This is a genomic window from Cellulomonas sp. ATA003 (genome assembly GCF_031582905.1).
Lineage (GTDB): Bacteria > Actinomycetota > Actinomycetes > Actinomycetales > Cellulomonadaceae > Pengzhenrongella.
In genome coordinates, this window is the sequence record NZ_CP133990.1 from 1,181,116 (window position 1) to 1,194,045 (window position 12,930).

Annotated in this window: 9 protein-coding genes and 2 pseudogenes; 3 read left to right on the forward strand and 8 right to left on the reverse strand. The window is 74.3% G+C overall.

Annotation, left to right across the window (positions count from 1 at the left end):
• Window positions 1-74: 74 nt before the first annotated feature.
• Window positions 75-2,090 (reverse strand): M13 family metallopeptidase, encoded by a 2,016-nt coding sequence (locus REH70_RS05900; RefSeq protein WP_310753152.1) that lies wholly within the window; start codon window positions 2,088-2,090, stop codon window positions 75-77.
• Between the two features lie 146 nt (window positions 2,091-2,236).
• Between REH70_RS05900 and REH70_RS05905 the strand changes: the two genes are divergently transcribed.
• Window positions 2,237-2,686, forward strand: a complete 450-nt coding sequence (locus REH70_RS05905) for a ribose-5-phosphate isomerase (RefSeq protein WP_310753154.1) — start codon at window positions 2,237-2,239, stop codon at window positions 2,684-2,686.
• Window positions 2,687-2,705: 19 nt separating this feature from the next.
• Here REH70_RS05905 and REH70_RS05910 read toward each other — a convergent pair whose 3' ends face one another.
• The gene (locus REH70_RS05910) at window positions 2,706-4,058 is read right to left on the reverse strand and encodes a GNAT family N-acetyltransferase (protein WP_310753156.1); all 1,353 of its coding nucleotides are present in this window, start codon (window positions 4,056-4,058) and stop codon (window positions 2,706-2,708) included.
• A 54-nt stretch (window positions 4,059-4,112) separates the two neighbouring features.
• Here REH70_RS05910 and REH70_RS05915 point away from each other — a divergent pair, with 54 nt between their 5' ends.
• Window positions 4,113-5,210 carry a PP2C family protein-serine/threonine phosphatase gene (locus REH70_RS05915; RefSeq protein WP_310753158.1) on the forward strand — a complete coding sequence of 366 codons (1,098 nt, stop codon included), beginning with the start codon at window positions 4,113-4,115 and terminating at the stop codon, window positions 5,208-5,210.
• A 40-nt stretch (window positions 5,211-5,250) separates the two neighbouring features.
• Window positions 5,251-5,664: an MGMT family protein gene (locus tag REH70_RS05920; protein ID WP_310753160.1), complete on the forward strand. Its 414-nt coding sequence runs from the start codon at window positions 5,251-5,253 to the stop codon at window positions 5,662-5,664.
• Here the strand turns inward: REH70_RS05920 and REH70_RS05925 are convergent.
• The 6 genes and pseudogenes from REH70_RS05925 to REH70_RS05950 form a co-directional block, all read right to left on the reverse strand.
• The gene (locus REH70_RS05925) at window positions 5,642-6,256 is read right to left on the reverse strand and encodes a CoA-binding protein (protein ID WP_310753162.1); all 615 of its coding nucleotides are present in this window, start codon (window positions 6,254-6,256) and stop codon (window positions 5,642-5,644) included. The two genes, REH70_RS05920 and REH70_RS05925, sit on opposite strands and share 23 nt — an antisense overlap.
• A 4-nt stretch (window positions 6,257-6,260) precedes the next feature.
• Window positions 6,261-7,628, reverse strand: coding sequence for an O-acetylhomoserine aminocarboxypropyltransferase/cysteine synthase family protein (locus tag REH70_RS05930; protein ID WP_310753164.1), 1,368 nt, complete (start codon window positions 7,626-7,628; stop codon window positions 6,261-6,263).
• A pseudogene (gene acs, locus REH70_RS05935) lies at window positions 7,625-9,801 on the reverse strand (acetate--CoA ligase). Before acs ends, REH70_RS05930 begins: the two are co-directional and overlap by 4 nt.
• Window positions 9,798-10,727, reverse strand: a complete 930-nt coding sequence (locus REH70_RS05940) for an ABC transporter permease (protein ID WP_310753166.1) — start codon at window positions 10,725-10,727, stop codon at window positions 9,798-9,800. The pseudogene acs and the gene REH70_RS05940 overlap by 4 nt, the downstream one beginning before the upstream one ends.
• A 32-nt stretch (window positions 10,728-10,759) precedes the next feature.
• Window positions 10,760-11,815, reverse strand: coding sequence for an aliphatic sulfonate ABC transporter substrate-binding protein (locus tag REH70_RS05945; RefSeq protein WP_310753168.1), 1,056 nt, complete (start codon window positions 11,813-11,815; stop codon window positions 10,760-10,762).
• A gap of 158 nt (window positions 11,816-11,973) precedes the next feature.
• Window positions 11,974-12,783 (reverse strand): annotated as a pseudogene (locus REH70_RS05950) (ABC transporter ATP-binding protein); the annotation flags it as partial.
• Window positions 12,784-12,930: the final 147 nt, after the last annotated feature.

The window sequence follows — 12,930 nt, forward strand, 5'->3', positions numbered from 1 at the left end:
ACAGGGCATGCGGCGGGCCCGGCACCTCCCGCGAAGGAGGTGCCGGGCCCGCCGTCGTGCCTACCGGCCGCGCGTCACCAGATGCGCACGCGCTCCCCGGGTGCGAGGTAGAGACCGTCTCCGGGGACGACGTCGTACGCGGTGTAGAACTCGTCGATGTTGCGCAGCACGCCGTTGCAGCGGAACTCGTTCGGCGCGTGCGGGTCGGTCGCCAGCCGACGGACGACCTCCTCGTCGCGGCCCTTGGACTGCCACACCTGCGCCCAGCCGATGAGCACGCGCTGGAGCCCGGTGAGCCCGTCGACCACCGGTGCCTCGTCGAGCGACGTGCCGAGGGCTATCCGGTAGGCCTTGATGGCGATCGACAGCCCGCCGAGGTCGCCGATGTTCTCGCCGATGGTCAGGGCGCCGTTGACGTGGTGCTCGGTGCCGTCGAGCTGCGTCGGCACGTAGGTGTCGTACTGCGCGATGAGCGCCTTTGTGCGCACCTCGAACTCGGTGCGGTCGTCCGCGGTCCACCAGTCCTCGAGGCGGCCCTCGCCGTCGTACTTCGAGCCCTGGTCGTCGAAGCCGTGGCCGATCTCGTGCCCGATGACCGCACCGATGCCGCCGTAGTTGACGGCGTCGTCGGCGTCGGCGTCGAAGAACGGCGGCTGCAGGATCGCCGCGGGGAAGACGATCTCGTTCATGCCGGGGTTGTAGTAGGCGTTGACCGTCTGCGGGGTCATGAACCACTCGTCGCGGTCGATCGGCCTGCCGATCTTCGCGAGCTCCCGGTCCTGCTCGAAGGCCGACGCGCGGCGCACGTTCCCGAGCAGGTCGTCGGCGGCGAGCACGAGCGCGGAGTAGTCGCGCCACTTCACCGGGTAGCCGATCTTCGGCGTGAACGCGTCGAGCTTGGCCAGCGCCTTGACCTTGGTGCCCTCGCCCATCCAGTCCAGCGCGGTGATCGACTCGCGGTACGCCTCGACGAGCGTCTCGACGAGCCGCTCCATCCGCTGGCGGTGCGACGGCGGGAAGTGACGCTCGACGTAGACCTTGCCGACCGCCTCGCCGAGCACGGCCTGGACCAGCGCGACACCGCGCTTCCAGCGGTCCCGCAGCTCCTGCGCGCCGGTGAGCGTGCGTCCGTAGAAGTCGAAGTTCGCCTCGACCAGCTGCGACGACAGGTACGGCGCCCGCGCGCTGACCACGTGGTACGCGAGCCACGCCTGCCAGTCCTCGAAGGGCTCCTCGGTCCACAGCCGCGCGAACGTCTCGGCGTAGGACGGCTCGCGCACGACGAGGTGCTCCATCGCCTCGACCGGTGCACCGAGGGCGGCCACCCAGGCCCGCCAGTCGAAGCCGGGTGCCCGCTCGGCGAGCTCGGCCAGCGTCAGGGGGTTGTAGGTCAGGTCGGCGTCCCGGTCGGTCACGACGTCCCAGTGGTCCGCGGCCAGCTTCGTCTCCAGCGCGAGCACGCGTGCCGCGGCGTCGTCGGCGGCGTCGCCTGCGGCCACGCCAGCCAGGGTGAGCATGCGCGCCACGTGCGGCCGGTACGCCTCGCGGACGGCGGCGTAGCGGTCCTCGCGGTAGTACGACTCGTCCGGCAGGCCCAGCCCCGACTGGTACAGGTGCACGACGTAGCGCGTGGGCTCCTTCGCGTCGTTGTCGACCCAGAAGCCGACCGCGCCGCCGACGCCGCCACGCTGCAGCGATCCGAGCGCGCCGACGAGGTCACCCGTGGACGTCGCGCCGGTGACCAGCGCCAGGTCGACGGCGAGCGGCTCGGTGCCGAGTCGCTCGACCGCATCGGTGTCCATGAAGCTGCGGTACAGCGCACCGATCTGCGCCTCGACCGCGATGGGGCCGGTCCCGACCGCACCCGCCTCCCCGGCCGTCGCCGCGTCGGACCGGTGGGCGGCGTCCTCGACGATCTCGCGCACGTGCTCCTCGGCGCGGTCGTGCAGGGCGCGGAACGCCCCGTCCATGGCGCGGTCGGCGGGGATGACGTGCTCGGCGAGCCAGCGTCCGTTGACGTGCCGGTAGAGGTCGTCCTGGGGGCGGACCGCCGGGTCGAGGGCGCTGGTGTCGATGCCGCTGGCTGCCATGTGTGGTGGGGCTCCTCTTCGTCCGATGGCCAGGTCGCCGGTGGCAGACGACGCCGGTGGCGAGGTGGCCGGATCGCCGTGTGCCGTGGCCACGCCGTCGGACACACTAGGCGACCGGCACGCGCGAGGTGCGGCAGGATGAGCGCATGCGCATCCACCTCGCCGCCGACCATGCCGCGTTCGAGCTCAAGGAGCACCTCGCGGAGCACCTGCGAGCCGGCGGGCACGACGTCGTCGACCACGGGGCGCACACCTACGACGCGCAGGACGACTACCCCCCGTTCTGCTTCAGCGCCGGGGAGGCCGTCGTCGCCGAGCCCGGCTCCCTGGGCATCGTCCTGGGCGGGTCGGGCAACGGCGAGCAGATCGCCGCCAACAAGGTCCCGGGGGTGCGCGCCGCCCTCGCCTGGAACCAGGACACCGCGCGCCTGTCGCGTCAGCACAACGACGCGAACGTCCTGTCGATCGGCGCACGGCAGCACTCGCCGGACGACGCCGTCGCGCTCGTCGAGGCGTTCCTCGCGGAGCCGTTCTCCGGCGACCCGCGCCACCAGCGCCGCATCGACCTGCTCGCGGCCTACGAAGCCGGTCGCTGATCGCTGGGCCCTCGGTGACCTACCAACCCCAGGTGCACACCGGCGCGACCGGCCAGCCGAAGGCCGTCGACGTCGTCGCGAGCGCCCCTCGCCGGTGCTCGGTAACCAGCCCCGCCGCGGCGAGCGCCCCCAGCGCCCGGCCGCCGAGGTAGGCGGCGCCCAGCTCCCGGACGTCGAGCGTGACGTCGGCCGGGTCGGTGGACCGCTCGACGGTCGCGGCGTGCTCGCCCGGGTCGTCGGTGGGGGTCGTGCGCAGCCGCCACGTCCCGGCGTTCTGCGGCAGGCGGTCGTCGGTCACGCCCAGGACGACGTCGAGCGGGGCGGCGTAGCGCCGCGCCGTCAGGGCCGCCGGCAGGTCGAGCAGTCGGACCCACAGGTTGTCCCGCAGTCGCGCCACCGCCTCGCGCGGGTCGGCGAGCAGCTGGGGCAGGGCGTCGTCGACGGGCAGCGGAGGGCCCTCGACGGTCGAGGTGAGGTCCAGGTCGAGCACGAAGGACCACAGCCGGTGGGCGGCGGCCGCATCGAGCGCCACCAGCTCGCGCAGCTCGACCTTGCCGCGCGGCCGACCGTCCTCCCAGCGCTCGGTCCGCCGCAGCAGCGCGTAGCCGCGCACGCCGCCGCCGTCACCAGCGCCGTCACCAGCGCCGTCAGAACCGCCGCCGTCGGCACCCGTGCCCCGCACGGTGACGATCCGCAGCGGCTCCCCACCGAACCGCCACGCCGGCGGGTCCACGAGATGCCGGCGGCGCAGCACGTCGGTGTCCCGCAGGATCCACCCCGGTCGTCCCCGCCCCGCGGCGGCGTGCACGCGCTCGACCGTCTCGAGGTGCTCCTCGACGTCGAGGGTCTCCAGTCGCAGGTCGAGCGCCTCCGAGCCGGGCACGTCCCGCAGCGCGGTGCCGCGGGTGAGCGTCACGCGCAGATCGTCCGCGGCGCAGCCGTAGCCGAAACGTCCGTAGATGCCGGACTCGGCGGCGAACAGCGCGGACACCGGCTCGCCGCGCGCGGCGGACCGCTCGAAGTGCGTCGCGATCATCGCGCCGAGCAGGCCGCGACGCCGGTGGTCGGGCCGGACGCCGACCCACGTGAGCCCGGCCGTGGCCACCGCGCCGCCCGGCACCGGCAGCGAGAACGGGTAGGAGGCGTGCACGCCGGCGAGGCGGCCGTCCGCGGCCTCGACGCCGACGGTGCGCTCCCAGTCCAGGGTCACCGGGACGACGGCGTCGACCTCGGGGTCGGTCGCCATCGCGAACGCCAACCGGTCGACCTCGAGGAACTCCCCGCGGCGGTCCCGGGGGTCGACGAGACGGTAGCCCGCGGGGAGGGGCGAGGGTCCGGCGGGGAGGGAGGACGGGCCCGGCGAGGTGGTCATGCGCCACATGGTGCCCGTCGACGACGTGAGCCGTCTCCTCGATACCCTCACCGCGTGAGGACCCAGGGCTTTGCCGGACCGCGACGCTCGCACCTCGTCCGGCGGCTCCCGGCATGGCTGCAGCGCGCCGGCGTGTCCCGTCAGGGCGCGCTGACGGCAGCGCTCGTCGCGGTCAGCCTGCTGGTCGCCGTCGGGATCGCCACGGTCCGGCTGTGGGTCCCGCCCTCGACGATGGTGCTGCTCATGCTCGTCGCGGGCTACCTCCTGCGGCTGCGCGGGACGCTCGTCGTCTGCGGGCTCATCGTGCTCGAGGTGGCGACGCTGCACTTCTCGGGTACGGCCCCGCTCAACCCCGGCGTCGCCCTCGTCCAGGTCGTCGCGCTCGCGTCCGTGCTCGGGTTCGCGCGCCGCAACGAGCGCCTGGGCCTGCGGGGTGCGTCCGGCAACGTCATGCTCGTCGACCTGCGGGATCGGCTCGAGGCGCACGGACGCATCCCGTCGCTGCCGCCGGGCTGGCGCGTCGACCGGGCGCTGCGGGCCGCGTACGGCGAGGGGTTCTCCGGTGACTTCCTCGTCGCGTCGAGGTCCGCGGTCGACGGCACCCTGGAGATCGTGCTCGTCGACGTCTCCGGCAAGGGGCAGGACGCCGGGGTGCGCTCGCTGCTCCTGTCCGGGGCCTTCGGCGGGCTGCTCGGCGCCATGCCGCGTGACCGCTTCCTCACCGCCGCCAACGAGTACCTGCTGCGGCAGGACTGGGACGAGGGCTTCGCGACGGCGGTCCACGTCGCCGTCGACCCGGCGACCGGGGACTACTGGGTCGCCGGGGCCGGCCACCCGCCGGCGGTGCAGCGGCACGCCGGCTCCGGCGTCTTCGAGGTGCTCGACACCGTGGGCGGCCCGGCGCTCGGGATCGTCGCGGACCCGCGCTTCCGCACCCATACCGGCCGCCTCCTGCCGGGCGACCTGCTCATGCTCTACACCGACGGCATGGTCGAGACGCCGGGCGCGGACCTCGAGCTCGGCATCGACCGGCTCCTCGGGGTCGCCGAGCGGGTGGTGGCCACCGGCCGCGGCGGCGCCGACGCGGTGCTCGCCGGCGTCGGGACGGGCGACTCCGACGACCGCGCGCTCGTGCTGCTGCACCGCGACTGAGCGACCGCCGCGACCAGACAGACCCAGGGGAGCGATCGGCGTGGACGAGGACTACCTGGAGGCGGTCCTCGACCTGGTCGACGCCGTCCCGCCGGGGCGCGTGATGACGTACGGCACGGTGGCCGACGTCGTCGCGGACGCCTTCGCCGCCGCCGAGGGCCGTCCGCGCGGCGGCCCGCGTCAGGTCGGTGCGGTGCTGTCCCGCGCGGGGTCCGGCGTCCCGTGGTGGCGCGTGGTCAACGCGGCCGGTCGCCCGCCCGCGGCGCACGCGACGCGGGCGCTGGCAGCCTGGCGTGCGGAGAGCACGCCCCTGACCGCGGACGGCGCACGCGTCGACCTGCGTCGTGCCCTGTGGTGGCCCGACGACGCCCCCGAGGCGGCGTCCGCCGTCGGGCCCGACGACGTCGCTGCCGGGCCCGACGACGGGCCGGCTACAGCGCCCGACGCGAGCTGATCACCCCGGTGTCGAAGCCGGCGAGGTGCAGCCCGCCGTGGAAGCGGGCGTGCTCGATCTTCACGCACCGGTCCATGACGACGTCGAGCCCCGCGTCCTCGGCGCGCCGGGCGACGTCCTCGTGCCACGACCCGAGTTGCAGCCACAGCGTCTTCGCGCCCACGGCGAGGGTCTCGTCGAGGACGGTGGGCAGGTCGTCGTGCCGGCGGAACACGTCGACGAGGTCCGGGACGACGGGCAGCGCCTCGAGCGAGGGGTACACCGGACGACCGAGGATCTCGCTCGCGCGGGGGTTGACGAAGTAGACGTCGTACGGCGACGACGACAGCAGGTACGTCGCGACGAAGTAGCTCGCGCGGGACGGGTTCGCCGACGCACCGACGATCGCGATGGACCTCGTGCGCCGCAGCAGTGCGAGCCGCTCCGGGGCGCTCGGCCCGACCCAGGTTCGCGTCGGCGGGGCCTCGTCGCGCTGGAGCGGCGTCTGCTGCGCGGCCGGGGTCGTGGCAGTGGTGGCCGCGCCGGTGACGCTCGGCGCGTCGACCTCCGCGGGGACGGGACGGGCGCCGGGCAGCGCGCAGGCGTCGGTCATGCCGTCACCCCTCGAGTGCGCCGGGGAGCGCCTCGTCGATCGCCGGTGCGGTCCCGGCGGCGTCGTCGGCCGCGGTCGCGGCGGTCAGCGCCTGGTCGAGGTCCCACAGGATGTCGTCGACGTCCTCCAGGCCCACGCTGATCCGCACGAGGTCCTCCGGGACCCCCGCGACGGCGAGCTGCTCGGCGGTCAGCTGCTGGTGCGTCGTCGACGCCGGGTGGATGACGAGGGTGCGGGCGTCGCCGACGTTGGCGAGGTGGCTCGCGAGCTGCAGCGACTCGATGAAGCGCCGGCCGACCTCGCGGCCCGCCCGGGTCGGGGTGTCCCGCAGACCGAAGGCGAACACCGCCCCGGGGCCCTGCGGCAGGTAGTGGTTCGCCCGCTCGTGGTGCGGGTGGCTGGGCAGGCCGGCCCAGTTGACGTAGGCGACGCGATCGTCGGCCTCGAGCCACTCCGCGACCGTGCGCGCGTTCGCGATCTGCGCGTCCAGGCGCTGGGGGAGCGTCTCGACGCCCTGCAGCAGGTTGAACGCGGACTGCGGGGACAGCGACGGGCCGATGTCGCGCAGCTGCTCGCTGCGCAGCTTCGTCAGGAACCCGTACTCGCCGAAGTTCTCCCACCAGCTCACGCCGCCGTAGGACGGCACGGCCTCGGTCATCTGCGGGAACTTGCCGTTGCCCCAGTCGAACCGTCCGCTCTCCACCACGACGCCGCCGAGGGTCGTGCCGTGGCCGCCGAGGAACTTCGTGACGGAGTGGATGACGATGTCCGCGCCGTGCTCGATCGGCCGCACGAGGTAGGGGGTCGCGAGCGTCGCGTCGATGACCAGCGGCACGCCGGCGTCGTGAGCGACGCGCGCGAGCCCCTCGAGGTCCGCGATCTCACCGGACGGGTTGGAGATGACCTCGGCGTACACGACCTTGGTCTCCGGGCGGATCGCCGCGGCGTAGGCGGCCGGGTCGGTGCCGCCGACGAAGGTCGTCTCGACGCCGAACCGGCGCAGGGTCACGTCGAGCTGGGTGACCGTGCCGCCGTACAGCGAGGCAGCCGCGACGACGTGGTCGCCCGCGCCGACGAGCGCGGCGAAGGTGATGAACTCCGCCGCCATGCCGGACGACGTCGCGACCGCGCCGATGCCGCCCTCGAGCGAGGCGATGCGCTCCTCGAGCGCGGCGACGGTCGGGTTGCCGATGCGGGAGTAGATGTTCCCGTACTTCTGCAGCGCGAACAGGTTCGCGGCGTCGGCGGTGTCGTTGAAGACGAACGACGTCGTCTGGTAGATCGGGACGGCGCGCGCGCCGGTGGTGGCGTCGGGGACGCCTCCGGCGTGCAGGGCGCGGGTACGGAAGCCCCAGCGGCGGTCGGCGGTCATGCGGTGGGTGTCCCTTCAGACGGTGCTGCGGGTGCTGCGGGTGCTGCGGGTCGCGCAGGTGCGGGTGCGGGTGCGTGCAGGACGGTGTCGACCTGCGCGACCGCCCACGGGTTCTGCAGCGAGGTGGTGTCACCGAGTGTCTCCCGCGCGGAGAGCTGGGCGAGCAGGCGGCGCAGGATCTTCCCGGACCGCGTCTTGGGCACCTCCGGGACGACGACGACGTCCCGCGGCTTGGCGATCGGCCCGATCTCGTGCGCGACGTGGTCGCGCAGGACGGCGCGCAGGCGGTCCGCCTCGGCGCGCCACGCGGCGAGGTCCTCCGGACGCCAGTCGGCGACGTCGTCGGGCGCGGGGGCGGGCGGGACGGCGGGGACCACGAACGCGGCGACGGCCTGGCCCGTGGTCGGGTCGGCGACGCCGGTCACCCCGGCCTCGCCGACCGCCGGGTGCGCGACCAGCGCGGACTCGATCTCGATCGTCGAGAGCCGGTGGCCCGAGACGTTGATGACCTCGTCGACGCGGCCGAGCACCCACACGTGGCCGTCCTCGTCGACCCGGGCGCCGTCGCCGGCGAGGAAGTACCCGCGGTCGGCGAACCGGCGCCAGTACGCGTCCCGGTACCGCTCGGGGTCGCCCCAGATCGTCCGGGCCATCGCCGGCCACGGGCGGTCGATGACGAGCAGGCCGTGCTGACCGGGTGCGACGTCGTCGCCGGCGTCGTCGACCACGCGCACCGAGGCGCCGGGGAGGCGTGTGTCGCCGAGCCGGGCTTGAGCGTGGTGACGCCGGGCAGCGGGGCGACGACGGCCGCGCCGGTCTCCGACTGCCACCACGTGTCGACGACGGGGGCCTCGCCCCGGCCGATGTGCCGGTGGAACCACGCCCACGCCTCGGGGTTGATCGACTCGCCGACGGTCCCGAGCAGGCGGATGGACGACAGGTCGTGCTCGGGCGGGGGGCCGTCCGGGAACCACGTCATGAAGGTCCGGATGAGGGTCGGCGCGGTGTAGTACGTCGTGACGCCGTAGCGCTCGATGATCTCCCAGTGCCGCGCGGGCGTCGGGACGCCCGGGGTGCCCTCGTAGAGGACCTGGGTCAGCCCGTTGGCCAGCGGCCCGTAGATCTCGTAGGTGTGCGCGGTGACCCACGCGAGGTCCGCGGTGCACCAGTGGACGTCGTCGGCACGCGCGTCGAAGTGCGCCCAGTGCGTGTAGGAGGCGCCGGTGAGGTAGCCGCCGGACGTGTGCACGAGGCCCTTGGGCTTCCCGGTCGTCCCGGAGGTGTAGATGACGAACAGCGGGGTCTCGGAGTCGAAGGCCTCGGGCTCGTGGACGTCGTCGGCGGCGGCCATCGCGTCGTGCCACCACACGTCCCGCCCCGGTGTCCACGGGACGTCCGGGGTCCGGTCGCCGGTCCGCCGGACGACGAGCACGTGCTCGACGGCGGACCCGCGGCCCTGCGCGTCCGCGCCCGGCAGGCCGGCGACGGCGGCGTCGGCCGCGGCCTTGGTCGCCACCGCCGTACCGCGACGGAACTGCCCGTCGCTCGTGACCAGCAGCTTCGCGCCGGTGTCCTCGAGGCGGAAGCGGACGGCCTCGGCGGAGAACCCGCCGAACACGAGCGAGTGGATGGCCCCGATCCGGGCGATCGCGAGCGTGATGACGACCGTCTCGACGAGCACGGGCAGGTACACCACGACCCGGTCGCCCTTGCCCACACCGAGCGCGAGGAGCGCGTTCGCGGCGCGGGAGACCTCCCGCTGCAGGTCGGCGTAGGTGACCGCGCGGCGGTCGCCGGGCTCGCCCTCGAAGTACAGGGCGACCTTCTCGCCGCGGCCCTCCGCGACGTGCCGGTCGACGCAGTTGACCGCCACGTTGAGCTTCCCGCCGAGGAACCACTGGGCGACCGGGACGCTCAGCTCGCCGTCCGGGTCGTCCGGTGTGGGCTCGCCGCGGGTCGCCGGCTCCCAGGTGTGCGCGGTGTGCCAGCGCTCCGCCCACACGAGGCGGTCCGCGGCGCGCTCCCAGAAGGCGACCGGGTCGGCGTCGGCCTCGGCGTAGGCGTCCGCGGTGACGTTCGCGGTCGCCGCGAGACCGGCCGGCGGCGGGTAGGTGCGGTGCCGGTCGAGGTCCGTGGCGGCCGTGCCCGCGGCGGCCGTGCCCGTGCTGGTCATGCCCACCGCCGCAGCAGGCGCTTCTCGGCGAGGCCGATGAGGGAGTCGGTGATCTTGCCGAGCACCGCGAGCAACGCGATGGCGAGGAGCATGCGGTCGGTGCGCCCGTTGTTCTGGGAGTCCATGAGCAGGAAGCCGAGGCCCATGGACGACGCGATGAGCTCGGCCGCGACGAGGAACAGCCACGCCTGCGCCATCGCCAGCCGCAACCCGGAGACCACGCTGGGGAGCACGGCCGGCAGCTGCACCGTGGAGAACAGCGACGCACCGCGCAACCCGTACGCCCGGCCGACCTCGACGAGGTGGTGGTCGACGTGCCGGAGGGCGGCGGCGACCGTGGTGTAGACGGGGAAGAACGCCCCGATCGCGATGAGGGTGATCTTCGAGTCCTCGCCGATCTTCATCCACAGGATGAGCAGGGGGACCCAGGCGAGCGACGGGACCGCGCGGACGGCGCCGAGCGTCGACGACAGCAGGACGTCGCCGAGCCGGGACAGGCCGACGACGGCGCCGGCGAGCAGCCCGAGAACCGCTCCGATCGCGAAGCCGATGAAGACGCGCTGCACCGAGATCGCGACGTGCATGCCGAGCTCGCCGCGCTCCACCAGGTCGACCCCCGCCCGCCACACCGCGGCCGGCGCGGGCAGGAGGTAGGAGGCGACGAGCCCGGTCACGCTCACCCACTGCCAGACGGCGACGATGAGCAGCGGCACCACCGCGGCGAGGACGAGGCGCACCGCGCGCCGGTCGGTGAGGCGCGGCCGGCCACCGGGGACCGGGCCGGCGCCACCGCGACCGCCGGGGCCCGGTCCCGCGGGCGACGCCGCCTCCCGAGCCGCGTCCGTGTCGTACTGGTTCAGCGCGCGCAGCGGCCTGCCGTCACGGTCGATGACCGGAGCGGAGCCGGTGCCTCCGACGAGGTCCATCGTGGTGCCTTTCAACGCGGGGGAGCGTGCGGTCAGGAGCCGGCGACGGTCGACGGGTCCGCCTGGGTCGCGAACGAGTCGTCGAGCAGGGAGTTCAGGGCGCGGTCGATGTCGGCCTGGCTCGCGACGTCGCCGGACTCGACGAAGATCGGGCCGACGACCTCGAGCACGTCGAGCTGGGCCTGGCCGGGGACGGGGTCGACCCCGAGGTTCGTGCGCTCGACGATGACCTTCTCCGCGACCACGGGGTCGATCGCGGCGACCTCGGCGAGGATCCGCACGACCTCCTGCGGGTTCTCCTGCGCCCAGGCGCGCGCCTTCTCGTAGGCGTCGACGACGAGCTGGGCGAGGTCCGGGTTCTCCTCGAGGAAGGACTCGGTCGCGTTGAGGAAGCCGTAGGTGTTGAAGTCGATGTTGCGGTAGATCAGCTTCGAGCCGGCGGTCGCCTCGCTCGCCGCCATCAGCGGGTCCAGCCCCGACCACGCCTGGACGCTGCCGGTCTCGAGCGCCGTCTTGCCGTCCGCGTGCTGGAGGTTCTGCACCTCGACGTCGTCGAGCGCGACCCCCGCGGCGTCGAGGGACTGCAGCAGGAAGAAGTACGGGTCGGTGCCCTTGGTCGCGGCGACCGAGGTGCCGGCCAGCTGTGCGACGTCGGTGATGGGGGAGTCGGCGGGCACGACGATCGCGGACCACTCGGGCTGGGAGTAGATGTCGATCGTCTTGATGGGGGAGCCGTTGGCGCGGGCGAGCAGGGCGGCGGAGCCCGCGGTCGAGCCGACGTCGACGGCTCCGGCCTTGAGTGCCTCGTTGGCCTTGTTGGAACCCGCGGACTGGAGCCAGGTCACCTCGACGTCGTCGCCGAGCGTCTCCTCGAGCCAGCCCTGGTCCTTGATGACCAGGCTCAGCGGGTTGTAGGTGGCGAAGTCGAGCGTGAGCTGGTCGTCGCTCCAGCCCGTGGCCTCGGCACCGGCGGCGTCCGGGGCGGCGGGGGCGGCGTCCGCGGAGCCCTCGCCCGCGACGCAGCCGCTGAGCATCAGGGCGGCGGCGAGGGCGGTCGCGGTGAAGGTCAGGGGACGGCGTGCGTTCATCGGGGGATCTCCGTGTCGTGGGTGGAGCGAGGTGCCGACGCGACCGGGCGGTCGGCGGCAGGGTCTGTGGTGGTGGTCCGGCCCGTGGCGGGCGGCACGGTGGTGCGGGGCGCAGTGGTGGGCGTCGCGACGGTGGGGGTCGCGCCGACTGCCGTGCGGGTGTGGTGGGTGTCGACGCCGAGGCCCTCGAGCAGCTCCGCGCGCAGCTCGGCGAGAGCGCCGGAGGCGCGGTCCCGCGGGCGCTCGCCCGGGACGTCGATGACGCGCCGGACGGAGCCCGGGGCGTCCGGGGTCGGGGTGCCGAGCAGGACGACGCGGTCGGCGAGGTAGAGCGCCTCCTCCACGTCGTGGGTCACGAGGAGGACGGTGGTCGGCTCGGCGGCGTGCACCTCGAGCAGCAGCTCCTGCATCTGCAGCCGGGTCAGCGCGTCCAGCGCGCCGAACGGCTCGTCGAGCAGCAGGACGCCGGGGTCGCGGGCGAGCGCCCGGGCGAGCGCGGCGCGCTGCGCCATCCCGCCCGAGACCTGACGCGGGCGCAGCCCGGCGGACGCCTCGAGGCCGACGAGGTGCAGCAGCTCGTCGACGCGCGCCGCGCCGGCGTCCTTGGCCGTGCCGGACGGCAGGCCGAGCGCGACGTTCTGGCGGAGCGTGCGCCACGGCAGCAGTCGCGGCTCCTGGAAGGCGACCGCGCACCGCGGGTCGATCCCGCCCGCGCTCGTGCCGCCGACCAGGACGGCGCCGCGGTCGGGGTTGTCCAGGCGGCTGACCTGGCGCAGCAGGGTCGACTTGCCGCACCCCGACGGTCCGATGAGCGCGACGATCTCGCCCGCGTGCAGGTCGAGGTCGACCTCGGCGAGGACGGTGCGGGCTCCGCTCGGCGTGGCGAAGGTGCGGCCGACCTTCTGGAGGGAGACGGGCAGGGCGGTGCTGGTGCCGGTGTCGGGGTGGGAGAGCGCGGTGAGCGACATGGGGCGTTCCTTGCCGAGAGGGTGCGGGGCGCGGACGGGGGCCGGTGACGCCGGCTCGGGATGCGAGGCCTGCGTCTCGGCAGCCGCGTCGGGCTGCGCGGCGTCAGGCGGCGCGGAGGTGCTGCGGACAGCAGGGGGCCGGACAGC

What these genes read in the sequence shown, in the direction of transcription:
- REH70_RS05900 (WP_310753152.1), bottom strand. Translation starts at nt 2,090, where the DNA reads ATGGCAGCCAGCGGCATCGACACCAGCGCCCTCGACCCGGCGGTCCGC.
- REH70_RS05905 (WP_310753154.1), top strand. Translation starts at nt 2,237, where the DNA reads ATGCGCATCCACCTCGCCGCCGACCATGCCGCGTTCGAGCTCAAGGAG.
- REH70_RS05910 (WP_310753156.1), bottom strand. Translation starts at nt 4,058, where the DNA reads ATGACCACCTCGCCGGGCCCGTCCTCCCTCCCCGCCGGACCCTCGCCC.
- REH70_RS05925 (WP_310753162.1), bottom strand. Translation starts at nt 6,256, where the DNA reads ATGACCGACGCCTGCGCGCTGCCCGGCGCCCGTCCCGTCCCCGCGGAG.
- REH70_RS05930 (WP_310753164.1), bottom strand. Translation starts at nt 7,628, where the DNA reads ATGACCGCCGACCGCCGCTGGGGCTTCCGTACCCGCGCCCTGCACGCC.
- REH70_RS05940 (WP_310753166.1), bottom strand. Translation starts at nt 10,727, where the DNA reads ATGGACCTCGTCGGAGGCACCGGCTCCGCTCCGGTCATCGACCGTGAC.
- REH70_RS05945 (WP_310753168.1), bottom strand. Translation starts at nt 11,815, where the DNA reads ATGAACGCACGCCGTCCCCTGACCTTCACCGCGACCGCCCTCGCCGCC.